The organism is Streptomyces syringium (genome assembly GCF_017876625.1).
GTDB classification, from domain to species: Bacteria; Actinomycetota; Actinomycetes; order Streptomycetales; family Streptomycetaceae; genus Streptomyces; species Streptomyces syringius.
This window is the reverse complement of sequence record NZ_JAGIOH010000001.1, coordinates 2,545,190-2,568,249: the sequence shown is the minus strand read 5'-3', so window position 1 is coordinate 2,568,249 and position 23,060 is coordinate 2,545,190. Positions and strand designations below refer to the sequence as shown.

Here is a 23,060-nt window from a genome sequence, read left to right as displayed (position 1 = left end):
AGGTTACTCACGAGTCACCACAGCGAAGTGCGGGCCCCCGGAGGATGCCGTGACCGAGACACAGACCTTGATCGAGAGCCGGCCGCCCTCCGTGGCGACCCTTTTCCTCGACCGTGTCGGGGCGACCCCGGACGCGGAGGCGTACCGCTACCCGGTGCCCGCCGCCTCCGGCGACGGCCCCGACACCTGGGCCTCGCTCACCTGGGGCGGCGCGGCCGAGCGGGTCTTCGCCATCGCCGCCGGCCTCCTCGGCCTCGGGGTGCGCCCCGAGGAGCGGGTCGCGCTCGCCTGCTCCACCCGGGTCGAGTGGATCCTGGCGGACCTCGGCGTGCTCTGCGCCGGCACCGCGACCACCACGATCTACCCCAGCACCAACGCCGACGAGACGGCCTTCATCCTCTCCGACTCGGAGAGCCGGGTGCTCATCGCCGAGGACGCCGCACAGCTCGCCAAGGCCCGGCAGCGGCGGGCCGAACTGCCCGCCCTCGCCCATGTCGTCGTGATCAACGCCGAGGACGCCGTCCCCGCCGACGGCGACCCCGAGGGCTGGGTGCTCTCCCTGGCGGAGCTGGAGCGGCGTGGCGCCGAGCATCTGCACAAGCACCCCGACGCCGTGCGGGAGAGCATCGGCGCCCTCCGCGCCGACCAGCTCGCCACCCTCATCTACACCTCCGGCACCACCGGCCGCCCCAAGGGCGTACGGCTGCCGCACGACTGCTGGTCGTACATGGCCCGGGCCATCCAGGCCACGGACCTGGTGCTCCCCGATGACGTGCAGTACCTGTGGCTGCCGCTCGCGCACGTCTTCGGCAAGGTGCTGACCGCCGGGCAGATCAGCGTCGGACACGTCACCGCCGTGGACGGCCGGGTCGACAAGATCATCGAGAATCTGCCGATCGTCCGCCCCACCTACATGGCCGCCGTGCCGCGCGTCTTCGAGAAGGTCTACAACGGCGTCGCGGCCAAGGCCCGCGCGGGCGGCGGTGCCAAGTACAAGATCTTCCAGTGGGCCGCCGAGATCGCCCGCGAGTACGCCAAGGTCTCGCAGGACAATTTCCGCCGCACCGGGAGCAAGACCGCCCCCTTCGGGCTCACCGCCAAGCACAAGGTCGCGGACGCCCTCGTCTACTCCAAGATCCGTGAGGCGTTCGGCGGGCGGATGCGCGCATGCGTCTCCGGCGCGTCCGCCCTCGCCCCCGAGATCGGCTACTTCTTCTCCGGCGCCGGCATCCACATCCTGGAGGGCTACGGCCTCACCGAGACCAGCGCCGCCAGCTTCGTCAACCCCGGCGAGGCCTACCGCACCGGCACGGTCGGCAAGCCGCTGCCCGGCACGGAGGTCCGCATCGCCGACGACGGCGAGATCCTGCTGCGCGGCCCCGGCGTCATGGAGGGCTACCACGGCCAGCCCGAGAAGACGGCGGAGGTGCTGGAGTCCGACGGCTGGTTCCACACCGGCGACATCGGCGAGCTGTCCCCTGACGGCTTCCTGCGGATCACCGACCGGAAGAAGGACCTGATCAAGACCTCGGGCGGCAAGTACGTCGCGCCGGCCGAGGTGGAGGGCCAGTTCAAGGCCGTCTGCCCGTTCGTCTCCAACATCCTGGTGTACGGGGCGGACCGTAACTTCTGCACCGCCCTCATCGCGCTCGACGAGCCGACGCTGATGTCCTGGGCCGCCGAGCACGGCCTGGAGGGCAAGTCGTACGCCGAGGTGGTCGCCACCAAGGAGGCCGAGGAGCTGATCGACGGCTATGTGCGACGGCTGAACGAGGGCCTGCAGCGCTGGCAGACGATCAAGAAGTTCCGGCTGCTGCCGCGGGACCTGGACGTCGAGCACGGCGAGCTGACACCGAGCCTCAAGCTCAAGCGGCCGGTGGTGGAGCGGGAGTACAAGGCCCTGATCGAGGAGATGTACGAGGGGGCCAGGGAGGGCTGACGAAAAGGCCCGCCCTCGCCGCGGGCGGGCCTACCGGCGGCATGCCGGACAATGGACGCATGCCTTCCGTACTGCCTGATGGTGAGCCCATGCCCGAGGACGGGGCCCTGCCCCGGCACGCCCTGGAGGGCGCGGGAGCACGGCCGCTCGGGTTCTATCTGCACGTGCCGTACTGCGCGACACGCTGCGGGTACTGCGACTTCAACACCTACACCGCCAGTGAGCTGCGCGGCTCCGGCGGCGCGCTGGCCTCCCGGGACAATTACGCCGACACCGTCGCGGAGGAGATCCGGCTCGCACGGAAGGTACTGGGCGACGACCCCCGCCCCGTGGAGACCGTCTTCGTCGGCGGCGGCACCCCGACCCTGCTGCCCGCCGCCGACCTCGTACGGATGCTGGCCGCGATCCGTGACGAGTTCGGCTTCGCCGAGGGCGCGGAGATCACCACCGAGGCCAACCCGGACTCCGTCGACCCGCGCTATCTGGCGGAGCTGCGCGAGGGCGGCTTCAACCGCATCTCCTTCGGCATGCAGAGCGCCCGCCCGCACGTCCTGCAGATCCTGGACCGCACACACACCCCGGGCCGCCCGGAGGCCTGCGTCGCCGAGGCCCGGGCGGCCGGCTTCGAGCACGTCAACCTGGACCTGATCTACGGCACGCCGGGCGAGTCCGACGACGACTGGCGCGCCTCACTGTCCGCCGCGATCGGCGCGGGCCCGGACCACGTCTCGGCCTACGCCCTGATCGTCGAGGAGGGCACCCAGCTCGCCCGGCGCATCCGCCGCGGCGAGGTCCCGATGACCGACGACGACGTCCACGCCGACCGCTACCTCATCGCCGAGGAGATGCTCACCGCCGCCGGCTTCGACTGGTACGAGGTCTCGAACTGGGCCACCACCGAGGCCGGCCGCTGCCGCCACAACGAGCTGTACTGGCGCGGCGCCGACTGGTGGGGCGCGGGCCCCGGGGCGCACTCGCACGTGGGGGGCGTGCGGTGGTGGAACGTCAAGCACCCGGGCGCGTACGCGCAGGCGCTGTCCGAGGGACGCTCCCCCGGCGCGGGCCGCGAGGTCCTGCCGGAGGAGGACCAGCGGGTCGAGCGGATCCTGCTGGAGCTGCGCCTGCTGGACGGCTGCCCGCTGTCCTTGCTGAAGCCGGCGGGCGCGGCGGCGGCTGCGCGCGCTCTGGCGGACGGCCTGCTCCAGGCGGGCCCGTACGAGGAAGGGCGCGCGGTACTGACGCTGCGGGGTCGGCTGCTGGCCGACGCCGTGGTCCGGGACCTGGTGGACTGATGCGAGTACCGGGGCGCTGCCCCGGACCCCGGTCCTCAATCGCCGGACGGGGCGCTGTGCCGTGTCCACGATCACCGGACGGGCTGAGACATCAGGGCGCCGTCACGAAATCGATCAGTTCCTCCACCCGCCCCAGCAGCTGCGGCTCCAGGTCCTTGTACGAACGCACCGACCCCAGGATCCGCTGCCAAGCGGCCCCCGTGTTCTCCGGCCAGCCCAGTGCCCGGCACACGCCCGTCTTCCAGTCCTCGCCGCGCGGCACGCGCGGCCAGGCCGTGATGCCCACCGAGGACGGCTTCACCGCCTCCCACACGTCGATGTACGGGTGGCCGACGACCAGCACGTCCTCGCCCGTGACCTGCGCCGCGATCCGCGATTCCTTGGAGCCCGGCACGAGGTGGTCCACCAGGACCCCCAGGCGGGCGTCGGGGGCGGGGGCGAAGGAGCGGACGATGGCGGGGAGGTCGTCGATGCCCTCCAGGTACTCCACGACCACGCCCTCGATGCGCAGGTCGTTGCCCCACACCCGCTCCACGAGCTCCGCGTCGTGCCGCCCCTCCACGTAGATGCGCCCGGCCCGGGCCACCCGTGCCCGGGCCCCGGGCACGGCCACCGAGCCCGAGGCGGTCCGCTGGGGTGCGCGGGGGCTCAGGGGGCCCGGGCGTACGAGCGTGACGACCCGGCCCTCCAGGAGGAAGCCGCGCGGCTCCATCGGGAAGACCCGGTGTTTGCCGAAGCGGTCCTCCAGGGTGACCGTCGGGCCCTGCGCCGTCTTCTCGCAGCGGATCACCGCCCCGCAGAAGCCCGTGGTGACCTCCTCGACCACCAGATCGGGCTCGGCCGGGACCTCCGGAGCGGGGGTGGTCTTCTTCCACGGAGGGGTCAGGTCGGGGCCGTACTGTCTGCTGCGCATGGAGCCGTTCCGGTCAGGGGATCCGGGGCCGGGGGTGCCCGGCAGCGCACGACCTCTGCCGCGCACCAGCCCGACCATAGGAAAAACCGCGCTACCGGCGTTACGACACGCCGAAACGCACCGCGAGCGCGTCACGCTGCGCCCGGACAAACCCGGCATCCACCACCGCGCCGTGCCCCGGCACGTAGATCGCGTCCTCGCCGCCGAGCACCAGCAGCGCGTCCAGCGCCGCGGGCCACTGCTCGGGGAGGGCGTCCGAGCCCGCCTGCGGTTCACCGGACTCCTCGACCAGATCACCGCAGAAGACGACCTCGGGAGCGCCACCGGCGTCCGTGACCAGCACCGCCAGGTCGTGCGCCGTGTGCCCGGGCCCCACGTCGGCGAGCAGCACCCGACGGCCGCCGCCCAGGTCCAGGGTCAGCTCGCCGGAGACCAGATGGTGCGGGCGGACGAGCAGATCGGCCGCCTCCTCGGCGGCATCGGGGTCCACCCCCTCCCGCACCGCGCTCGTGCGCACCTCTTCCCCGTCGCGGAGCACCCTGTCGATGCCCATCGCCCCGTACACCTGCACACCCGCGAAGGCGGCGGTGCCCAGCACGTGATCGAAGTGCGCGTGGGTGAGAGCGATATGCGTCACGCGGCGGCCGAAGAGTTCCTCGACCTCCCGACGGATCTCCGCGCCCTCCCGCAGGGACGAGCCGGTGTCCACGAGCAGCACCCCGTCAGGCCCGGAGACGGCCCCGATCGTGCAGTCCCAGACCGGCATCCTGCGGCGCGCGATCCCCGGCGCGAGCGGCTCCCAGCGCTCCCGCGCGCCCCGTTGCCCATGATTTTCCATACCGAGACGCTAGCCGGAGCACGGTACGGTTTGCCCGCCAGGGAGGCGCGCGGCGGGACGGCCCTTGCCCTGGCCGTAGTACCCGGCCGTACACTGGCGGGAGGGATTTGGCACTCGTGACCTTCGAGTGCCAGGGACGACCCCGTGAGACGGCTGGACAGGGAGGTGCGCGCGGTGCTGAGCGAACGAAGGCTCGAGGTGTTGCGCGCCATCGTCCAGGACTACGTGGGCACCGAGGAGCCCGTCGGCTCCAAGGCCCTCACCGAGCGGCACCGGCTGGGCGTGTCCCCGGCCACCGTGCGCAACGACATGGCCGCGCTGGAGGACGAGGGCTTCATCGCCCAGCCCCACACGAGCGCGGGCCGCATCCCGACCGACAAGGGCTACCGCCTTTTCGTCGACAAGCTGGCCGGTGTCAAGCCGCTGTCCTCGCCCGAGCGTCGCGCGATCCAGAACTTCCTGGACGGCGCCGTCGACCTGGACGACGTCGTGGCGCGCACGGTCCGGCTGCTGGCGCAGCTGACCCGTCAGGTCGCCGTGGTGCAGTACCCGTCGCTGACCCGCTCGACGGTGCGGCATGTGGAATTGCTCTCACTCGCCCCGGCCCGTGTGATGCTCGTGCTGATCACGGACACCGGCCGCGTCGAGCAGCGCATGGTCGACTGCCCGGCGCCCTTCGGTGAGACCTCGCTCGCGGACCTGCGGGCACGGCTCAACAGCCGGGTCGTGGGGCGGCGGTTCGCGGATGTGCCGCAGCTGGTGCAGGACCTTCCCGAGTCCTTCGAGCAGGACGACCGAGGAACCGTTTCTACGGTGCTCGCGACCCTGCTGGAGACCCTGGTCGAGGAGACCGAGGAACGGCTGATGATCGGCGGCACCGCCAATCTCACCCGCTTCGGGCACGACTTCCCGCTGACGATCCGGCCCGTGCTGGAGGCGTTGGAGGAGCAGGTCGTGCTGCTCAAGCTCCTGGGTGAGGCCAAGGACTCGGGCATGACCGTCCGTATCGGTCATGAGAACGCTCACGAGGGACTGACCTCCACATCGGTCGTGGCCGTCGGCTACGGTTCGGGCGACGAGGCAGTCGCCAAACTCGGCGTGGTCGGACCGACCCGCATGGACTACCCCGGAACGATGGGAGCGGTACGCGCAGTGGCACGTTACGTCGGACAGATCCTGGCGGAGTCGTAAGTGGCCACGGACTACTACGCGGTCCTGGGCGTACGGCGTGATGCCTCGCAGGACGAGATCAAGAAGGCCTTCCGCCGACTCGCCCGCGAGTTGCACCCGGATGTGAACCCGGACCCGAAGACCCAGGAGCGGTTCAAGGAGATCAACGCCGCTTACGAGGTGCTCTCCGACCCGCAGAAGAAGCAGGTCTACGACCTCGGCGGCGACCCGCTGTCCTCCTCGGGCGGCGCCGGTGGCGCGGGTGGCTTCGGCGCGGGCTTCGGCAACTTCTCCGACATCATGGACGCCTTCTTCGGGCAGGCCTCACAGCGCGGCCCCCGGTCGCGCACGCGGCGCGGCCAGGACGCCATGATCCGGCTCGAAGTGACCCTCGACGAGGCGGCCTTCGGGACGACCAAGGAGATCCAGGTCGACACGGCCGTCGTCTGCACCACGTGCAGCGGCGAGGGCGCGGCCCCCGGCACGTCCGCCCAGACCTGTGACATGTGCCGCGGTCGCGGTGAGGTCTCGCAGGTCACCCGGTCCTTCCTCGGCCAGGTCATGACCTCCCGGCCGTGCCCGCAGTGCCAGGGCTTCGGCACCGTGGTGCCGACCCCGTGCCCGGAGTGCGCCGGCGACGGCCGCGTCCGGTCGCGGCGGACCCTGACCGTGAAGATCCCGGCCGGTGTCGACAACGGCACCCGCATCCAGCTCGCGGGCGAGGGCGAGGTCGGCCCCGGCGGCGGCCCGGCCGGTGATCTGTACGTGGAGATCCACGAGATCCCGCACACCACCTTCCAGCGGCGCGGCGACGATCTGCACTGCACGGTCACCATCCCGATGACGGCCGCGGCCCTCGGCACGAAGGTGCCGCTGGAGACGCTGGACGGCATCGAGGAGATCGACATCCGGCCCGGTACCCAGTCCGGCCAGTCGATCCCGCTGCACCAGCGCGGTGTCACGCACCTGCGAGGCGGCGGCCGCGGTGACCTCGTTGTGCACGTCGAGGTGACCACCCCCGCCAAGCTCGACCCGCAGCAGGAGGACCTCCTGCGACAGCTCGCGAAGCTGCGCGGCGAGGAGCGGCCCATGGGCGAGTTCAAGCCGGGGCAGCAGGGGCTGTTCTCGCGGTTGAAGGATGCGTTCAACGGTCGGTAGGCGTCCGGCTGGGGGTTCCGGGGGTCGTCCCCCGGGCCTGCACAGTAAGCCGGGGCAGCAGGGGCTGTTCTCGCGGTTGAAGGATGCGTTCAACGGGCGGTAGGCGTCTGTCGCCAAGCTTGATCGACGCGTTCAACGGGCGCTGACAAACGCCGCTCAGTCGTCCGAACGTCGGGCCGGGGCCTTCGCCCCGGCCCGACGCGCGTTTCCGGGGCCCGCGTCAACGCCCCTTCCCCGCAAGCCGGTACGCGGTGTGGCCGGCGGCAGCCGACAGGCCTCCACCCGTACGGGTGGAGTCGAGGGGGCGCCCTCGGCGCGGACTCCACGACCGGGTTCGATTCGGCGCCGTGCGCGGGGCGTGACACGATGTGGTCATGGCTTTTGAATCCAGGGGGGCCTCGGCGCTGACGGGCCTGTTCCGGTATCCGGTCGTGCAGGCCCCCATGGCGGGCGGCACCTCGTGTCCGTCGCTCGCCGCGGCCGTGTCCGAGGCCGGTGGCCTCGGATTCCTCGCCGCCGGGTACAAGACGCCGGCGGCGATGCGCGAGGAGATCACGCGCACGCGCGCCCTGACCGACCGCCCCTTCGGTGTGAACCTCTTCATGCCGCAGCCGCCCGTGACCGACCCGGCCGCCGTGGACGCGTACGGGCAGCGCCTTGCGGGCGAGGCCGCCCGGTACGGGGCGCCGCTCGGTGATCCGGACCGGAGCCGCGACGACGCGTACGAGGCCAAGCTCGCGATCCTCCTGGAAGATCCCGTTCCGGTCGTCTCCTTCCACTTCGGCTGCCCGGCCCCCGAGGTCCTCGCGGCACTGGCCCGGGCCGGCACGCTGACGGTGGTGACGGCCACCTCCGCCGCCGAGGCGCTGGCCGCGCAGACGGCGGGCGCGGACGCGGTCTGCGTCCAGGGCGTCGAGGCCGGTGGCCACCAGGGCACCCACCACGACGACGCGGGCGCGGACGGGACGGGCGTCGGACTGCTCACCCTCCTCGCGGAGGTCCGCGACGCGGTGACCGTCCCGCTGATCGCGGCGGGCGGCCTGATGCGCGGCGACCAGATCGCGGCCGTCCTCGCGGCGGGCGCCTCGGCGGCGCAGCTCGGCACGGCGTTCCTGGTCTGCCCCGAGTCGGGCGCCCATGACCTGCACAAACGGGCCATGACCGATCCGCTGTTCCTCCGCACCGAACTGACCCGGGCCTTCTCCGGCCGCCCCGCGCGCGGTCTGGTGAACCGTTTCATCCGCGAGCACGGCCCGTACGCCCCGGCCGCGTACCCGCAGGTGCACCATCTGACGTCCGGCCTGCGCAAGGCCGCCGCGCAGGCGGGAGACCCGCAGGCCATGGCCCTGTGGGCGGGCCAGGGCCACCGTCTGGCGCGGGAGCTTCCGGCGGGGCGGCTGGTGGAGGTCCTGGCCGCCGAACTGGACGCGGCACGGGTGTCGTTGACGCGAGGCAGTGAACTGCGAGGGAGCGAGACATGACAGCACCGGTCTTCCTGGTCGAGGAGGACTCCCTGACGGGCGTCTTCCCCGGTACGGTCTTCCCCCTCGACGGCCCGGAGGGGCGGCACGCGGTCTCGGTCCGCCGGCTGCGGGTGGGCGAGGAGATCGTCCTGACGGACGGTGCGGGCACGGGCGCGTTCGGCACCGTCGCCGCCGTCGAGGGCAAGGACCGCCTCGACGTGGCGGTCACCTCGGTGCGCGCCGAACCCCTGCCGCAGCCGCACATCACGGTCGTCCAGGCGCTGCCCAAGGGCGACCGGGGCGAGTTGGCTGTCGAGACCATGACCGAGACGGGCGTCGACGGGATCGCGCCGTGGTCGGCGTCCCGGTGCGTCACGCAGTGGAAGGGCGAGCGCGGGCTGAAGGCGCTGGGCAAGTGGCGCGCGACGGCCCGCGAGGCCGGGAAGCAGTCGCGCCGCCTCCGATTCCCGCCGGTGTCCGACCTCCTGACGACGAAGCAGGTCTCGACCCTGCTCGCGGACGCCGCGTTCGCGGCGGTCCTCCACGAGGAGGGCAGCAGCGCCCCGCTGGCCACGGCCTCGCTCCCGCAGACGGGCAATATCGTCCTGGTCGTCGGCCCGGAGGGCGGCGTCTCCCCCGAGGAACTGGCCGCCTTCGCCGAGGCGGGCGCCAAGCCGTACCGGCTGGGCCCGAGCGTGCTGCGCACGTCGACGGCGGGCACGGCGGCGACGGCACTGCTGCTGGGCCGCACGGGCCGCTGGTCCTGAAGGTCCTTCCCCCGCGCCGCACATCCGCGTGACCGGCTGTGCGGCGCTCAGCGTACCCCCCGACGCACCCCGGCGCCCGGCCCCGCCGGGCGGCCCGATGTGACCGAAAGTCGATCACCGTCGTGCCCCGGTCTCGCCCGGAATCCGTCCGGCCGGGATGCTTGCAGCCATGGCACAGCTCAGCTCCCGGGATTACGAGCGCATGCTCGACCTTGTCGTCGCGGTCCTCGAGAACGACGACCCGGACGCGTTATGGCATCTGGTCGCCGGCCACCTCCACGAGACCCTCGGCTGCGACACGGTGCTGTTCGCGGGGGTCGACCTGGCGGAGCGGGCCGGACAGGCCGAGGGGTGGGCGCCCGAGCGGATCGGTCCTGCGGTGGAGGACCTCATCGCGCGGCGCATTCGCCAGCAGCACCCGCTGATCCCCTATCTCAGGGCGGGGGAAAGGCAGCCGGTGACCATGAGCCAGCTCTGCGAGCGGTGGCGCCACTCCCGGTGGCGCAGCGAGGCGCTGCGCGACTTCGGCACGACGCATCAACTGGGGCTGCCGATGCCCGGCCGGGCGAACGTGCTGCGCACCGTCTCCCTCGGGCGCAAGGGGGAGTTCACCGAGGAGGAACTCGCCTTCGCCGCTCGGATCCAGCCACTGCTCGGCAGCGTCGACAGCCATGTGCGGGAGCTGCGCCGACTGCGTGAGGCCGCCGGCCGGGGGCCCGGGGGCGCTGACGCGGGCGGGCACGGCCTGACTCCTCGTGAGTTCACCGTCCTCGGCCTCCTCGCGGAAGGACACACGGCCGATGTGATCGGCCGTCGGCTGACCATCTCCCGGCACACGGTCAACCGGCACCTGGAGAAGATCTACCGCAAGCTCGGCACCAACAACCGCGTCTCCACGGTATCGCTGGCGAGGCGGACCGGCCTCGTGGTGTGAGTAGGAAGTTCTTCCTATGGCGGCGCCTCGGGGGCGTGGTCATGCTCGGAAGCAGAGGGAGCCGACGTCGGCCGCGGGGGAATCGGCGTCGGCCGGGGCCCGGCTGCCGGGCCCCGGGGCGGGTCGGCCGTCGGCCACTGGAAGGCCTGACGCGTTCTTCCGCGCCGCCCGCCCGAGTGGGAACCTCCCTCTATGAGGGCATTGAGGCGACTGCGGGGTCGGCGGGTGCTGTCCGCGGCGGGTGCCGCGGCGTTGACGGGTACGGCGGTTGTGGCGCTCGCCGCCTGCCAGCCCTCCGACGCGCTCGACACGGCGACCGTCTCCGTCGCCACCGATCAGCTGGCCACCCGGCAGCTGGAGCGGGAGCACATCCCCGTGCGCTGGCTGACCTGCACCGGGAAGGCGGAGTACGACGGCAGCACGGACAAGGACGGCAAGCGCAAGGTCACGGCCGTCGGCGTCGACTGCCAGGGCAGGACCGACAAGGACAAGAAGATCATCGCCTTCGGCAGGGTCACCGGCATCAACGGCCACGCGTGCGTCACGGGCTCGCTGACCGTGAAGGTCGACGGGCGGACCGTCTTCTCGGGCGGCGTCCTCGGCGACTGCGGGCAGGCCGGCGGCGGCCAGGGCAAGCCCCCGCCGCACCCGTCCCCGACGTGCACCGACAAGAAGGGTGACGGCGGGCACGGCGATCACCACGGCGGCGGCCAGGGTGGCAAGCACGGTGGGAACGAGGTCTCCCCGCAGGGGAAGTAAGGCCCGGCAGGCCGGGCGGCGGTATCGGCTCCGCCGACGTCGGCACGTCCGCGCCCGGCCCGGGGCCGTCGTCGTCCGAGGGCGGCCCGGTAGCATCCGGACCGTACGAGCCGACGACCCGGGAGGAGCCCACCGGTGGCGGGAGAACCGCAGGCCGATTGCCTGTTCTGCAAGATCGTGGCGGGGGAGGTGCCGGCGACCGTCGTACGGGAGTCCGAAACCGCCGTCGCGTTCCGTGACATCAACCCCCAGGCGCCCACCCACGTCCTGGTGATCCCCAAGGTGCACTACCCGGACGCCGCTTCCCTGGCGGCGGCCGAGCCGCAGATCGCCGCGGACATACTGCGTGAGGCCGGTGAGGTCGCGGCGCAGGAGGGCGTGGACCAGAAGGGCTTCCGCATCGTCTTCAACACCGGTGCCGGTGCCGGGCAGACCGTCTTCCACGCGCACGCCCACGTGCTGGGCGGCCGGGGCCTCAACTGGCCCCCCGGCTGACCGAAGCACCCCGCACCACACCGCACACACGAAAGCAGCCCCTTGTCCGTACGTGAACTCGTCGTCCTCGGCACCGCCAGCCAGGTGCCCACCCGGCACCGCAACCACAACGGCTACGTTCTGCTCTGGGACGGCGAGGGGCTGCTCTTCGACCCCGGTGAGGGCACCCAGCGGCAGATGCTGCGCGCCGGAGTGGCCGCACACGACCTGAACCGGCTGTGCGTCACCCACTTCCACGGCGACCACTCCCTCGGCCTCGCCGGGGTGATCCAGCGGATCAACCTCGACCGGGTGCCGCACCCGGTCACCGCGCACTACCCCGCGAGCGGTCAGCGGTTCTTCGACCGGCTGCGGTACGCCACCGCCTACCGCGAGACGGTGAAGCTGAGCCAGGAGCCGGTGTCCGGGCCCGGCGGGGTGCTGGCCGCGGCCCCCTCGTACACGCTGGACGCGCGCAGGCTCTCGCACCCCGTCGAGTCCTACGGCTACCGTCTGGTCGAGCCCGACGGCCGGCGGATGCTGCCCGCGCTGCTCGCGGAGCGCGGCATCGGCGGGCCGGACGTCGGCCGGCTCCAGCGCGAGGGCGCGGTCGGCGGTGTGACGCTGGACGAGGTGAGCGAGGTACGGCCCGGTCAGCGGTTCGCGTTCGTCATGGACACCCGGCTGTGCGACGGCGTGTACGAGCTGGCCGAGGGCTGTGACCTGCTGGTCATCGAGTCCACGTTCCTCGACGAGGACGAGGGGCTCGCCGTCGAGCACGGCCACCTGACGGCCGGCCAGGCGGCCCGGGTCGCGGCGGAGTCGGGCGTCCGGCATCTGGTGCTGACGCACTTCTCGCAGCGGTACAGCGACCCCGCGGTCTTCGAGCAGCAGGCCCGGGCAGCGGGCTTCGAGGGCGAGCTGACGGTCGCCCGGGACCTGATGCGCGTGCCCGTGCCGAAGAGGCGGTGACCACCGCCCCCTCGGCCGCGGGGACCTACGGGAGGTAGTACATCGGGTTGGGGAGCTTGAAGGTGCGGTCGGCGTAGCCGCCCTTCAGGTCGCTGTACTGGTCGCCGAAGTTGGCGACGATGTCGTACCCCTGCGACTCGATGTGCTTCCGCGTGCCCGCCTTGTACTCGACCGTGGTGCAGGTGGCACCGCAGGGCAGATAGGCCGGCGGGTTCTTCTTGTTCTTCAGGAAGAAGTGCGCGGGGTCGGCGACGGGCTTGTAGCCGACGTTCTTGAGGTTCCGCGCGCTCCACTCGCGCTGGTGCTCTGCGCGCCCGGTGACGTAGAAGACCTCGATCCCCTTGGCCTTGGCCCAGTTGACGAGCTTCGGCATGCCGAAGACCGGGGACATGTCGGTGGACTTCAGATAGGCGTCCTGGGACTCGGGCGTGAAGTGGAAGCCGACCTGGAGCTCGTAGTTGTACGACAGCAGGGTGGTGTCGTCCAGGTCCAGGACGATGGCGGGCTTGGCCTTCTTCCCCTGGGTCACCGGGCCGTTCTTCGCGTTCTTCTTCACGACGCCCTCGAGGTGGGCCTTGGCCTTCTTCTCGATGTCCGCGACCTGCTTGGCGTAGTTGCTGTCGGGCGAGGCGTAGTGCTGGCCCGCCGCGTCGACCGTGTCGCCGTAGTAGGCCTTGATCTTGTCGGTGACCTTGGTGAGGTTCGGGATCTCCTTGTCCGTGCGCGGCGCGGCGTGGTCGGCGGAGGCAGCACCGGCCGCGAACAGACCGGCACCGACGGCCACGGCCGCGGTGGCGGCCGCTATGCGGACGCGCTTCGAGGAGCGCTCGGGGGAGGAGGAGAGGGTCACGTGCGGGCTCCTGGGGAACAGGGAGGAGAGGCGGTCGGAACAGTTGTCTACGCGCGCAGACCGGCGCCGTCAATCTACGCGCGGAGACCGGGCCCGACAGGCGGTGATGACGGCACGTCAGGCCTCGTCCGGCGGACCGCGTCCGCTGCGCGTACGGTGTGGACTGACCAGCGATGAGAAGGGGACCCGCCATGGCGCAGGAAGTACGTGGAGTGATCGCACCCGGCAAGAACCAGCCGGTGCGGGTGGAGACGATCGTCGTGCCGGACCCGGGGCCCGGCGAGGCCGTGGTGAAGGTGCAGGCGTGCGGCGTCTGCCACACCGATCTGCACTACAAGCAGGGCGGCATCAACGACGACTTCCCCTTCCTCCTCGGCCATGAGGCGGCGGGTGTCGTGGAGGCCGTCGGCGAGGGCGTGAGCGAGGTGGCCCCCGGCGACTTCGTCATCCTCAACTGGCGGGCCGTCTGCGGCCAGTGCCGGGCGTGTCTGCGCGGGCGCCCGCAGTACTGCTTCGCCACGCACAACGCGAAGCAGAAGATGACCCTGACCGACGGCACCGAGCTGTCCCCGGCGCTCGGCATCGGTGCGTTCGCCGAGAAGACGCTGGTCGCCGCCGGGCAGTGCACGAAGGTCGACCCCGCCGTCTCCCCGGCGGTCGCCGGGCTGCTCGGCTGCGGCGTCATGGCGGGCATCGGCGCGGCGATCAACACCGGCCAGGTGGGCCGTGGCGACTCCGTCGCCGTCATCGGCTGCGGTGGCGTGGGCGACGCGGCCATCGCGGGCTCCCGGCTGGCGGGGGCGGCCCGGATCATCGCCGTCGACATCGACGACCGCAAGCTGCAGACGGCCCTGACCATGGGCGCCACCCACACGGTCAACTCGCGCACCACGGATCCCGTCGAGGCGATCCGCGAGCTGACCGGCGGTTTCGGCGCCGATGTCGTCATCGAGGCCGTCGGCCGCCCCGAGACGTACGAGCAGGCCTTCTACGCCCGCGACCTGGCCGGCACCGTCGTCCTGGTCGGTGTGCCCACCCCCGAGATGAAGCTGGAGCTGCCGCTGCTCGACGTCTTCGGCCGCGGTGGCGCGCTGAAGTCCTCCTGGTACGGCGACTGCCTGCCCTCGCGCGACTTCCCGATGCTCATCGACCTGCATCTGCAGGGCCGGCTCGACCTCGGCGCGTTCGTGACCGAGACGATCGGGCTGGGCGACGTGGAGAAGGCGTTCGAGCGGATGCACGAAGGGGATGTGCTGCGCTCGGTCGTGGTGTTCTGACCGTCGTCGCGCTGACGCCGGACGGGCTGCTGTGCTTGTGTCCTCAAACGCCGGACAGGCTGCTGTGCTTGTGTCCTCAAACGCCGGACAGGCTGAATGGGCCCAGCCCAGTCAAGCCCGTCCGGCGATTGAGGACGCGCCCGCAGGGCGCCCGCCGCCGCAGGCGGCAAGACGGCCCGTAGTCGAAGATCCGCCGGACAGGCCTACGCCGGGCAGGCCCGGTCCAGGATGCGCGCCGCGACGGCCGGCGAGTCGACCAGGGGATGCAGGGCCATGGCGCGCAGCGCCGCACCGTGGTTCTCACCCACGGCCGCATCGATCGCGGCCCGTTCGACGGCCTTGAGCTGGAGCATCAGCCCCAGCTGGTCCTCACGCAAAGGGGCGCACGGCAGCGGCCGTGCGCCCCTCGCGCTCACCTCGCAGACCGTCTCGATGATCGCCCCGGGGTCCAGCGCCGGCACCGTCGTGCCGTTGCGGACGTTGAGGATCAGCCGGGTGCGTTCGTCCCGGGCGACCGCCCGCATCAGGGCCAGGGCCACCTGGTCGTAGCCGCCGCCGTCCAGGTCGCAGGAGTCGCGCTGCCAGCCGCCGCTGGCCGCCCGGCTCTCGGCCATGTAGGTCTCCTCGCGGTGCAGCCGCGTCCGCTCCCACAGCGCGTACGCCCGCTCGGGCTCGGCGGCGGCCGCCGCGAAGAAGCCGCCCTGCTGCTGGTCGAGGAACTCGCCCCGGGTCTCCGGCGACTCCAGCACCGCGTGCAGGGTCTCGCGGCGGAAGTAGTAATAGTGCAGATACTCGTTCGGCAGCGAGCCGAGCGCCTGGAGCCACTGGGCGCCGAAGAGCTTGCCCTCCTCGAAGGAGGACAGGGCCGCCTCGTCCGCCAGCAGCCCCGGCAGCAGGTCCCGGCCGTCCTGCGTCAATGACCTCAGCCAGCCGAGGTGGTTGAGGCCCACGTAGTCGAACCCGACCCGGTTCGGGTCGGCGCCCGCCGCCCGCGCGGCGCGCCGCACCAGCCCCACGGGTGAGTCGCAGATGCCGATGACCCGTTCACCCAGAACGGCCGACATCGCCTCGGTCACCATGCCCGCCGGATTGGTGAAGTTGATGACCCAGGCGTCCGGGGCGACCGCCGCGACGCGCTCGGCGATGTGCAGCGCCACCGGGATCGTCCGCAGCCCGTAGAGCACGCCGCCCGCGCCGACGGTCTCCTGCCCCAACACGAGCTCGCCGAGCGGAATCCTTTCATCACGCACCCGTCCGGCGGTGCCGCCCACCCGGATCGCGGAGAAGACGAAGTCCGCCCCGCACAGGGCGTCGTCCAGGTCCTCGACGGCCGTCACGACGGGGGCGCCCGGGATGCCCTCCGCCTGCTCGGCCAGCACGTTCGCGATGACCTTCAGTCTCGCGGAGTCGGTGTCGTACAGCGTGAGTTCGGTGCAGCGTCCGGGTGCCTCGCGTCGCGCGTCGTCCAACAGGGCCCGGTGCACCAGAGGCACCCGGAAACCGCCACCGCCGAGAATCGTCAGCTTCATGGCCCGGAACGTATCGCAGCATCGGGCACACTGTCGGGACCCGCACCCCGTGTAGAGGAGCAGCGAGCGAGCATGACGATTTTCTCGCCTCATGCGGCACCGCAGACGGCACTGTCCGGCGAGCGTTCCGAGGTGTTCGAGGGCGCCGCGCCGGTCCTCGACCCGCTGGCCGAGGTCCGGGCGGAGGGCGACCCGGAGACGGACGTCTATCTGACCGGGACCGTCTTCCTCGACATCATCTTCACCGGCCTGGACTCGGCCCCCGTGCGCGGCACCGAGTCCTGGGCGCGCGGCATGGGCTCCAGCCCCGGCGGCATCGCCAATATGGCCACCGCCCTCGCCCGGCTGGGCCTGCGGACCTCCCTCGCCGCCGCCTTCGGCGACGACATGTACGGGGAGTACTGCTGGGAGGCGCTCTCCCGCGGCGAGGGCATCGACCTGGGGCTCTCCCGCACGGTTCCCGGCTGGCACTCCCCGGTGACGGTCTCGATGGCCTACGAGGGCGAGCGCACGATGGTCTCGCACGGTCACGAGGCCCCGCCGCCCGGTGAGGGCGGCGCCCCCGCCCCCGAGTGCCCGCCGCCCGCCCGTGCCTGCGTGGCGCTGCTGGTGCCCGGCCGGCAGGAGGAGTGGATCGGCACCGCGGCCCGGCGCGGCAGCCGGGTCTTCGCCGACGTCGGCTGGGACGAGACCGGCCGCTGGGACCCCTCGGACCTGGCCGATCTGGAGCACTGCGAGGCGTTCCTGCCCAACGCCGAGGAGGCCATGCGCTACACCCGGACCGACTGCCCGCGCGCCGCCGCCCGGGCCCTGGCCGAGAAGGTGCCGCTCGCCGTCGTCACGATGGGCGAGCGGGGCGCCTTCGCGGTGGACAGCCGCACCGGGGAGAGCGCCGAGGTGCCGGCCATCGCCGTCGAGGCCCTCGATCCCACCGGCGCCGGGGACGTCTTCGTCGCGGGCTTCGTGACCGGCACCCTGGCCGGCTGGCCGCTCGCCGACCGGCTGGCCTTCGCGGGCCTGACCGCCGCCCTGTCCGTACAGGAATTCGGAGGATCACTCTCCGCACCCGGCTGGGTGGAGATCGCCGCCTGGTGGCAGCACGTGCGGTCCTACGACGACTCCCCGTCCGCCCCGCGCCGCTACGCCTTCCTCGACGGCATCCTCCCCGCCGCCGCCCGCCCCTGGCCGCTGCGCCGGGCCGTGCCGACGCTCGGATTCCGCCAGCCGTGACCGGCCGCCACCGGGCCCGGCCCCACAGGCCTGTCCCCGCGGGCCTGCCGGGTCTGCCGGGCCTGCCGTAAAACCCCTCGGGCCGACCGGCGCCCCGTCGTACCCTTGATATCCCAAGGATGTCCGGAGACATCGGGCGGATTCCGCTCCCTCCGGGCACGTCGGAACGCAGGAAAAGAGGGGATGAGCAGGCCCGAGTGGCCGGCCCATGACTCAGACACCCACACGACCGCAGGCGACAGCCCGGTTCACGGTCCCGGCCAAGCACCCCATGGTGACGGTCCTGGGCTCCGGGGACGCGCTCCTGCGCGTGATCGAGAAGGCCTTCCCCCACGTGGACATCCACGTCCGGGGCAATGAAGTCAGCGCCGCCGGGGAGCCGCGGGAACTCGCCCTCGTGCAGCGCCTGTTCGACGAGATGATGCTGGTGCTCCGCACCGGACAGCCGATGACGGAGGACGCGGTGGAACGCTCGATCGCGATGCTGCGGGGCGAGGGCGACGGGGACGAGACCCCGGCCGAGGTCCTCACACAGAACATTCTCTCCAGCCGCGGTCGCACGATCCGGCCCAAGACGCTCAACCAGAAGCGCTACGTCGACGCCATCGACAAGCACACGGTCGTCTTCGGCATCGGCCCCGCCGGCACCGGCAAGACGTATCTGGCCATGGCCAAGGCGGTCCAGGCCCTGCAGTCCAAGCAGGTCAACCGGATCATCCTGACCCGGCCTGCCGTCGAGGCGGGCGAGCGGCTCGGCTTCCTGCCCGGCACGCTCTACGAGAAGATCGACCCGTATCTGCGGCCGCTCTACGACGCCCTGCACGACATGCTCGACCCCGACTCCATCCCCCGGCTGATGGCCGCCGGGACGATCGAGGTCGCGCCGCTGGCCTATATGCGCGGCCGGACGCTCAACGACGCCTTCATCATCCTCGACGAGGCGCAGAACACCAGCGCCGAGCAGATGAAGATGTTCCTCACCCGCCTCGGATTCGACTCCAAGATCGTCATCACCGGTGACGTCACCCAGATCGATCTCCCCGGCGGCACCAAGAGCGGTCTGCGGCAGGTCGTGGACATCCTGGAGGGCGTCGAGGACGTCCACTTCTCGCGGCTCACCAGCACGGACGTCGTCCGGCACAAGCTGGTCGGCCGTATTGTCGACGCGTACGAGCAGTTCGACGAGCGCAACGGAAAGTAAGTAATCGAAGCGATGGCAATCGACGTCAACAACGAATCCGGCACCGACATCGACGAGCAGGCGATCCTCGATGTCGCCCGCTACGCCCTGGCCCGGATGCGTATCCACCCGCTCTCCGAACTCTCGGTCATCGTCGTGGACGCCGACGCCATGGAGCAGCTCCACATCCAGTGGATGGACCTGCCCGGGCCCACCGATGTGATGTCCTTCCCGATGGACGAGCTCCGCCCGCCGGCCAAGGACGACGACGAGCCGCCGCAGGGCCTGCTCGGCGACATCGTGCTCTGCCCGGAGGTCGCGAAGAAGCAGGGCGAGGAGGCGCCGACCGGGCACTCCATGGACGAGGAGCTCCAGCTCCTGACCGTCCACGGCGTCCTCCACCTCCTGGGCTACGACCACGAGGAGCCGGACGAGAAGGCCGAGATGTTCGGCCTCCAGGCGGCGATCATCGACGGCTGGCGTACCGAGCGCGGGATCGAAGGAGCCTCCCCGGCTCCCACGATCACGTGACCGGGCAGCTGATCGCCGCGGCGGTCCTGCTCCTCGTCGTCGCCTGGCTCGCCGCCTGCGCGGAGGCGGGCCTGGCGCGCACCACCCGGTTCCGTGCCGAGGAGGCCGTGCGGGCGGGCCGTCGCGGCAGCGCCAAGCTGATGGCCGTCGCAGCCGACCCGACCCGCTACCTCAATGTGGCGCTGCTGGTGCGCGTCGCCTGCGAGATGGCGGCCGGCGTCCTGGTGACGTACGTGAGCCTGCGCGAATTCGACAAGACCTGGCAGGCGCTGACGGTCGCCATCGCGGTGATGGTCCTCGTCTCCTACGTGGCCGTCGGCGTCTCCCCGCGCACCATCGGCCGCCAGCACCCGCTCAACACCGCGACCGCGGCCGCGTACGTGCTGCTGCCGCTCGCCCGGATCATGGGCCCGGTGCCGCGGCTGCTGATCCTCATCGGCAACGCTCTTACCCCCGGCAAGGGCTTCCGCATGGGCCCGTTCGCCTCCGAGGCGGAACTGCGGGCCATGGTCGACCTGGCGGAGAAGGAGTCGCTGATCGAGGACGACGAGCGCCGGATGGTGCACTCCGTCTTCGAGCTCGGCGACACGCTCGTCCGCGAGGTCATGGTGCCCCGCACGGATCTCGTCGTCATCGAGCGCGGCAAGACCATCCGCCAGGCGCTGACCCTGGCGCTGCGCTCGGGCTTCTCCCGGATACCCGTCACCGGCGAGAGCGAGGACGACATCGTCGGCATCGTCTACCTCAAGGACCTCGTCCGGAAGACGCACATCAGCCGCGACGCCGAGTCCGAGCTGGTCTCGACGGCGATGCGCCCCGCGGTCTTCGTGCCCGACACCAAGAACGCGGGCGACCTGCTGCGGGAGATGCAGCAGCAGCGCACCCACTGCGCGGTCGTCATCGACGAGTACGGCGGCACCGCCGGCATCGTCACCATCGAGGACATCCTCGAGGAGATCGTCGGTGAGATCACCGACGAGTACGACCGCGAGCTGCCGCCCGTGGAGGAACTCGACGACGACCGCTACCGCGTCACGGCCCGCCTCGACATCGGCGACCTCGGCGAGCTGTACGGCCTGGAGCTGGACGACGAGGACGTGGAGACGGTCGGCGGCCTGCTCGCCAAGTCCCTCGGCCGCGTCCCCATCGCGGGCGCCACGGCCGAGGTCGACCTCACCGCCGACACCACCGACCCCACGCTGCGGGCCCTGCGCCTGACCGCCGAATCCGCGGCGGGCCGCCGCAACCGCATCGTGACGGTCCTGGTCGAACCGGTACGCGTGCCGGAGCCGGCCGAGGACTGAGCCGAGCGGGACACGGCGCCACAGCGACACAGCGACACAGATGCCCGGCTGCGCCTTGAGGCAGCCGGGCATCCGCGTCCGCCCGTCCGCCCGGACGCCCGTCCGGACGCCCGGTCGCCCGGAGCTCCCGCGGAGGCTGACCGCGTGGGCGGAGGACCGCCGGTCTACTCTGACGGGCCTGCTCCCCTTCGCTCACCCCGGGAATCCCTGTGCGTCCTCACCCGCGCCGTGGCGCGTCCGCCGTCCTCGCCGCCTCGGCCCTGCTGCTCGTCTCCGCCTGCGGCGGGGCACCCGGCCGGGAGAGACCCGCCGATCACGGAAGCCGCCCGGAGGCGACGCGCGATGCCGCCGGCGGTCAGGCGAAGGGGACGCCACAGGCGAAGCCCCTCACGCCCCTCACCGGCGAGCAGGCGAAGGCCGCTGTGCTCACCGCCGGTGACCTGCCCTCCGGCTGGAAGGTCATGGGTGACGCGAGCGACGTCTTCGGCCCGGGGCTGCTGCAGATCGGCACGACGGAGAAGAAGCCGTGCCAGCCGCTGCTCGATGCCTTCGTCGGCCGGAGCGACGGCCCGAAGCCGGCGGCCCACGCCATGGCCGAGCTGGTGCAGAGCGGCGACGCGGGCTCCATGCTGGTCAACGGCGTCACCGCCTACCGCGAAGCCGACGCGGTGAAGATCATGCGGGGCACGCTGGACGTCGACGCCTGCGAGAGCTTCAGCGGCAAACTGGGCGACGACCGCAAGGCCGACTTCACGGCCGAGCGACTGGACGTCCCCAAGACCGGCGACGAGTCGCGCGCCGTCCGCGTGACCGTCGCGGAGACCGCGAACGAGGTCAGCATGCAGCACGACATCGCGGCCGCCCGGGTCGGCGCCACGATCGTGACCGTCGTACGGACCAGCTTCAGCACGGCCGACAGCTCCAGCTTCGAGGACGCGCTGGCCAAGGTCGTCGAGAAGGTGAAGAAGACGAAGCAGGCGAAGTAGGCGAAGTAGGCGGAGCAGGCCGCTCGCCGGCAGGGCGTCCCGGCCCGGCGGCCGGGGCCGGTGCGCCGTTCAATATGCTCCGCCGTATGACGGACAACGCCACGCTGGACCCCGAAGACCGCAAGCTGATCACGCTCGCCCGATCCACGCGCGCCCGTAACGCCGTGGCCGAGGGCGCCGCCGTGCGTGACGAGAACGGCCGGACGTACGTCGCCGGGACCGTCGACCTCGATTCGCTGAAGCTCAGCGCCCTCGCCACCGCCGTCGCGATGGCCGTGGCCAGTGGCGCGAAGTCGCTGGAGGCCGCCGTCGTCGTCTCCGAGGCCGAGGCCGCGTCCGACGCGGACCGCGCGGCCGTCCGCGACCTGGGCGGGCCCACCACCCCCGTACTCCTCGCGGGCCCGGACGGGACCGTGCGCGCCGCCCTCACCGCGGGGTAGCCGGGCCGCTGGTCGGCGGGGGGCCGGGGATCGGGGAGAATACCGAGTATGGACAGTGCTGCCTCCCCCTCCCAGGCCCCTCACCGCGCGGGCTTCGCGTGCTTCGTCGGCCGCCCCAACGCGGGCAAGTCGACCCTGACCAACGCACTGGTGGGGACGAAGGTCGCGATCACCTCCAACCGGCCGCAGACCACCCGCCACACCGTGCGCGGCATCGTGCACCGCCCCGACGCCCAGCTCGTCCTCGTCGACACCCCCGGGCTGCACAAGCCCCGCACGCTGCTCGGCGAGCGGCTCAACGACGTCGTGCGGACCACCTGGGCCGAGGTCGACGTGATCGGCTTCTGCCTGCCCGCCGACCAGAAGCTCGGCCCCGGTGACAAGTTCATCGCCAAGGAACTCGCGGGGATCAAGAAGACCCCGAAGATCGCCATCGTCACCAAGACGGACCTGGTCGACTCCAAGCAGCTCGCCGAGCAGCTCATCGCGATCGACCAGCTCGCCGTGGAGCTCGGCTTCGAGTGGCAGACGATCGTCCCCGTCTCGGCGGTGGGCGACAAGCAGGTCTCGCTGCTGGCCGACCTCATCGCCCCGCTGCTCCCGGAGAGCCCGCCGCTCTACCCCGAGGGCGACCTCACCGACGAGCCCGAGATGGTCATGGTCGCCGAGCTGATCCGCGAGGCCGCGCTGGAGGGTGTGCGCGACGAACTGCCGCACTCCATCGCCGTCGTCGTGGAGGAGATGATCCCGCGCGAGGACCGGCCGGAGAACAAGCCGCTGCTCGACATCCACGCCAACGTCTACATCGAGCGGCCGAGCCAGAAGGGCATCATCATCGGCCCCAAGGGCGCGCGCTTGAAGGAGGTCGGCATGAAGTCCCGCAAGCACATCGAGGCCCTGCTCGGCACGCCGGTCTACCTCGACCTGCACGTCAAGGTGGCCAAGGACTGGCAGCGGGACCCGAAGCAGCTCCGGAAGCTCGGCTTCTAGCGGACGCCCTCGGCCGGCCGGAGGACGGCGCAGTCGTCCGAAGCCCGGGAGGCCCCCTGGGGCC

The 23,060-nt window shown here is 71.8% G+C and carries 22 protein-coding genes; 18 read left to right on the top strand and 4 right to left on the bottom strand.

Features of this window, described 5'->3' with window-relative positions:
• Nucleotides 1-49: 49 nt before the first annotated feature.
• Both JO379_RS11425 and hemW read left to right on the top strand, forming a co-directional pair.
• Entirely contained in the window at nucleotides 50-1,939 is a 1,890-nt protein-coding gene (locus JO379_RS11425) for an AMP-dependent synthetase/ligase (RefSeq protein ID WP_130877694.1), read from the top strand.
• A 59-nt stretch (nucleotides 1,940-1,998) separates the two neighbouring features.
• A complete protein-coding gene (gene hemW / locus JO379_RS11420; RefSeq protein ID WP_130877693.1) occupies nucleotides 1,999-3,231 on the top strand; it encodes a radical SAM family heme chaperone HemW in 1,233 nt (410 codons plus the stop codon).
• Between the two features lie 91 nt (nucleotides 3,232-3,322).
• Here the strand turns inward: hemW and JO379_RS11415 are convergent, their stop codons facing one another.
• Nucleotides 3,323-4,144, bottom strand: coding sequence for a DUF3097 domain-containing protein (locus JO379_RS11415; protein ID WP_209514848.1), 822 nt, complete (start codon nucleotides 4,142-4,144; stop codon nucleotides 3,323-3,325).
• Between the two features lie 100 nt (nucleotides 4,145-4,244).
• A complete protein-coding gene (locus tag JO379_RS11410) occupies nucleotides 4,245-4,982 on the bottom strand; it encodes an MBL fold metallo-hydrolase (RefSeq protein ID WP_209514847.1) in 738 nt (245 codons plus the stop codon).
• Nucleotides 4,983-5,156: 174 nt separating this feature from the next.
• Between JO379_RS11410 and hrcA the strand changes: the two genes are divergently transcribed.
• The 8 genes from hrcA to JO379_RS11370 all read left to right on the top strand — a co-directional run bounded on the left by hrcA (nucleotide 5,157) and on the right by JO379_RS11370 (nucleotide 12,679).
• Nucleotides 5,157-6,173, top strand: a complete 1,017-nt coding sequence (gene hrcA / locus JO379_RS11405; RefSeq protein ID WP_130877872.1) for a heat-inducible transcriptional repressor HrcA — start codon at nucleotides 5,157-5,159, stop codon at nucleotides 6,171-6,173.
• A complete protein-coding gene (dnaJ, locus tag JO379_RS11400) occupies nucleotides 6,174-7,310 on the top strand; it encodes a molecular chaperone DnaJ (protein ID WP_130877690.1) in 1,137 nt (378 codons plus the stop codon).
• A 374-nt stretch (nucleotides 7,311-7,684) separates the two neighbouring features.
• Nucleotides 7,685-8,791: a nitronate monooxygenase gene (locus JO379_RS11395; protein ID WP_130877689.1), complete on the top strand. Its 1,107-nt coding sequence runs from the start codon at nucleotides 7,685-7,687 to the stop codon at nucleotides 8,789-8,791.
• Entirely contained in the window at nucleotides 8,788-9,540 is a 753-nt protein-coding gene (locus JO379_RS11390) for a 16S rRNA (uracil(1498)-N(3))-methyltransferase (RefSeq protein ID WP_209514846.1), read from the top strand. Before JO379_RS11395 ends, JO379_RS11390 begins: the two co-directional genes overlap by 4 nt.
• A 169-nt stretch (nucleotides 9,541-9,709) precedes the next feature.
• Entirely contained in the window at nucleotides 9,710-10,474 is a 765-nt protein-coding gene (locus JO379_RS11385) for a helix-turn-helix transcriptional regulator (RefSeq protein WP_165451525.1), read from the top strand.
• A 192-nt stretch (nucleotides 10,475-10,666) separates the two neighbouring features.
• On the top strand, nucleotides 10,667-11,233 hold the full coding sequence (locus tag JO379_RS11380) for a hypothetical protein (RefSeq protein ID WP_209514845.1): 567 nt from the start codon (nucleotides 10,667-10,669) through the stop codon (nucleotides 11,231-11,233).
• 135 nt (nucleotides 11,234-11,368) lie between these two features.
• Nucleotides 11,369-11,728 (top strand): histidine triad nucleotide-binding protein, encoded by a 360-nt coding sequence (locus tag JO379_RS11375; protein ID WP_130877685.1) that lies wholly within the window; start codon nucleotides 11,369-11,371, stop codon nucleotides 11,726-11,728.
• Between the two features lie 42 nt (nucleotides 11,729-11,770).
• Nucleotides 11,771-12,679: a ribonuclease Z gene (locus tag JO379_RS11370; RefSeq protein ID WP_209514843.1), complete on the top strand. Its 909-nt coding sequence runs from the start codon at nucleotides 11,771-11,773 to the stop codon at nucleotides 12,677-12,679.
• 25 nt (nucleotides 12,680-12,704) lie between these two features.
• Here JO379_RS11370 and JO379_RS11365 read toward each other — a convergent pair whose 3' ends face one another.
• Complete coding sequence (locus JO379_RS11365; protein ID WP_209514841.1) at nucleotides 12,705-13,529, bottom strand: HAD family acid phosphatase; 825 nt, start codon at nucleotides 13,527-13,529, stop codon at nucleotides 12,705-12,707.
• 191 nt (nucleotides 13,530-13,720) lie between these two features.
• Between JO379_RS11365 and JO379_RS11360 the strand changes: the two genes are divergently transcribed.
• Nucleotides 13,721-14,806, top strand: coding sequence for an S-(hydroxymethyl)mycothiol dehydrogenase (locus JO379_RS11360; protein WP_209514839.1), 1,086 nt, complete (start codon nucleotides 13,721-13,723; stop codon nucleotides 14,804-14,806).
• A gap of 203 nt (nucleotides 14,807-15,009) precedes the next feature.
• Here the strand turns inward: JO379_RS11360 and JO379_RS11355 are convergent, their stop codons facing one another.
• Nucleotides 15,010-16,335 carry a family 4 glycosyl hydrolase gene (locus JO379_RS11355; protein WP_209514837.1) on the bottom strand — a complete coding sequence of 442 codons (1,326 nt, stop codon included), beginning with the start codon at nucleotides 16,333-16,335 and terminating at the stop codon, nucleotides 15,010-15,012.
• 72 nt (nucleotides 16,336-16,407) lie between these two features.
• On the opposite strand from JO379_RS11355, the gene JO379_RS11350 reads away from it, so the two are divergent.
• From JO379_RS11350 to era, 7 genes are all read left to right on the top strand, one after another.
• On the top strand, nucleotides 16,408-17,565 hold the full coding sequence (locus JO379_RS11350; protein ID WP_130877680.1) for a PfkB family carbohydrate kinase: 1,158 nt from the start codon (nucleotides 16,408-16,410) through the stop codon (nucleotides 17,563-17,565).
• Between the two features lie 208 nt (nucleotides 17,566-17,773).
• Complete coding sequence (locus JO379_RS11345) at nucleotides 17,774-18,766, top strand: PhoH family protein (protein WP_130877679.1); 993 nt, start codon at nucleotides 17,774-17,776, stop codon at nucleotides 18,764-18,766.
• 12 nt (nucleotides 18,767-18,778) lie between these two features.
• On the top strand, nucleotides 18,779-19,276 hold the full coding sequence (gene ybeY, locus JO379_RS11340; RefSeq protein WP_130877678.1) for an rRNA maturation RNase YbeY: 498 nt from the start codon (nucleotides 18,779-18,781) through the stop codon (nucleotides 19,274-19,276).
• Nucleotides 19,273-20,580 carry a hemolysin family protein gene (locus tag JO379_RS11335; protein WP_130877677.1) on the top strand — a complete coding sequence of 436 codons (1,308 nt, stop codon included), beginning with the start codon at nucleotides 19,273-19,275 and terminating at the stop codon, nucleotides 20,578-20,580. The genes ybeY and JO379_RS11335 overlap by 4 nt, the downstream gene beginning before the upstream one ends.
• A 209-nt stretch (nucleotides 20,581-20,789) precedes the next feature.
• Complete coding sequence (locus JO379_RS11330; RefSeq protein ID WP_130877676.1) at nucleotides 20,790-21,566, top strand: hypothetical protein; 777 nt, start codon at nucleotides 20,790-20,792, stop codon at nucleotides 21,564-21,566.
• Between the two features lie 86 nt (nucleotides 21,567-21,652).
• Entirely contained in the window at nucleotides 21,653-22,006 is a 354-nt protein-coding gene (locus JO379_RS11325; RefSeq protein ID WP_130877675.1) for a cytidine deaminase-like protein, read from the top strand.
• Nucleotides 22,007-22,054: 48 nt separating this feature from the next.
• Complete coding sequence (gene era, locus JO379_RS11320; RefSeq protein ID WP_130877674.1) at nucleotides 22,055-22,996, top strand: GTPase Era; 942 nt, start codon at nucleotides 22,055-22,057, stop codon at nucleotides 22,994-22,996.
• Nucleotides 22,997-23,060 lie beyond the last annotated feature (64 nt).

Coding starts and splice junctions, on each gene's coding strand:
- hemW (WP_130877693.1), top strand. CDS start 1,999: ATGCCTTCCGTACTGCCTGATGGTGAGCCCATGCCCGAGGACGGGGCC.
- JO379_RS11415 (WP_209514848.1), bottom strand. CDS start 4,144: ATGCGCAGCAGACAGTACGGCCCCGACCTGACCCCTCCGTGGAAGAAG.
- JO379_RS11410 (WP_209514847.1), bottom strand. CDS start 4,982: ATGGAAAATCATGGGCAACGGGGCGCGCGGGAGCGCTGGGAGCCGCTC.
- JO379_RS11395 (WP_130877689.1), top strand. CDS start 7,685: ATGGCTTTTGAATCCAGGGGGGCCTCGGCGCTGACGGGCCTGTTCCGG.
- JO379_RS11390 (WP_209514846.1), top strand. CDS start 8,788: ATGACAGCACCGGTCTTCCTGGTCGAGGAGGACTCCCTGACGGGCGTC.
- JO379_RS11385 (WP_165451525.1), top strand. CDS start 9,710: ATGGCACAGCTCAGCTCCCGGGATTACGAGCGCATGCTCGACCTTGTC.
- JO379_RS11380 (WP_209514845.1), top strand. CDS start 10,667: ATGAGGGCATTGAGGCGACTGCGGGGTCGGCGGGTGCTGTCCGCGGCG.
- JO379_RS11360 (WP_209514839.1), top strand. CDS start 13,721: ATGGCGCAGGAAGTACGTGGAGTGATCGCACCCGGCAAGAACCAGCCG.
- JO379_RS11355 (WP_209514837.1), bottom strand. CDS start 16,335: ATGAAGCTGACGATTCTCGGCGGTGGCGGTTTCCGGGTGCCTCTGGTG.
- JO379_RS11350 (WP_130877680.1), top strand. CDS start 16,408: ATGACGATTTTCTCGCCTCATGCGGCACCGCAGACGGCACTGTCCGGC.
- JO379_RS11345 (WP_130877679.1), top strand. CDS start 17,774: ATGACTCAGACACCCACACGACCGCAGGCGACAGCCCGGTTCACGGTC.
- ybeY (WP_130877678.1), top strand. CDS start 18,779: ATGGCAATCGACGTCAACAACGAATCCGGCACCGACATCGACGAGCAG.
- JO379_RS11325 (WP_130877675.1), top strand. CDS start 21,653: ATGACGGACAACGCCACGCTGGACCCCGAAGACCGCAAGCTGATCACG.
- era (WP_130877674.1), top strand. CDS start 22,055: ATGGACAGTGCTGCCTCCCCCTCCCAGGCCCCTCACCGCGCGGGCTTC.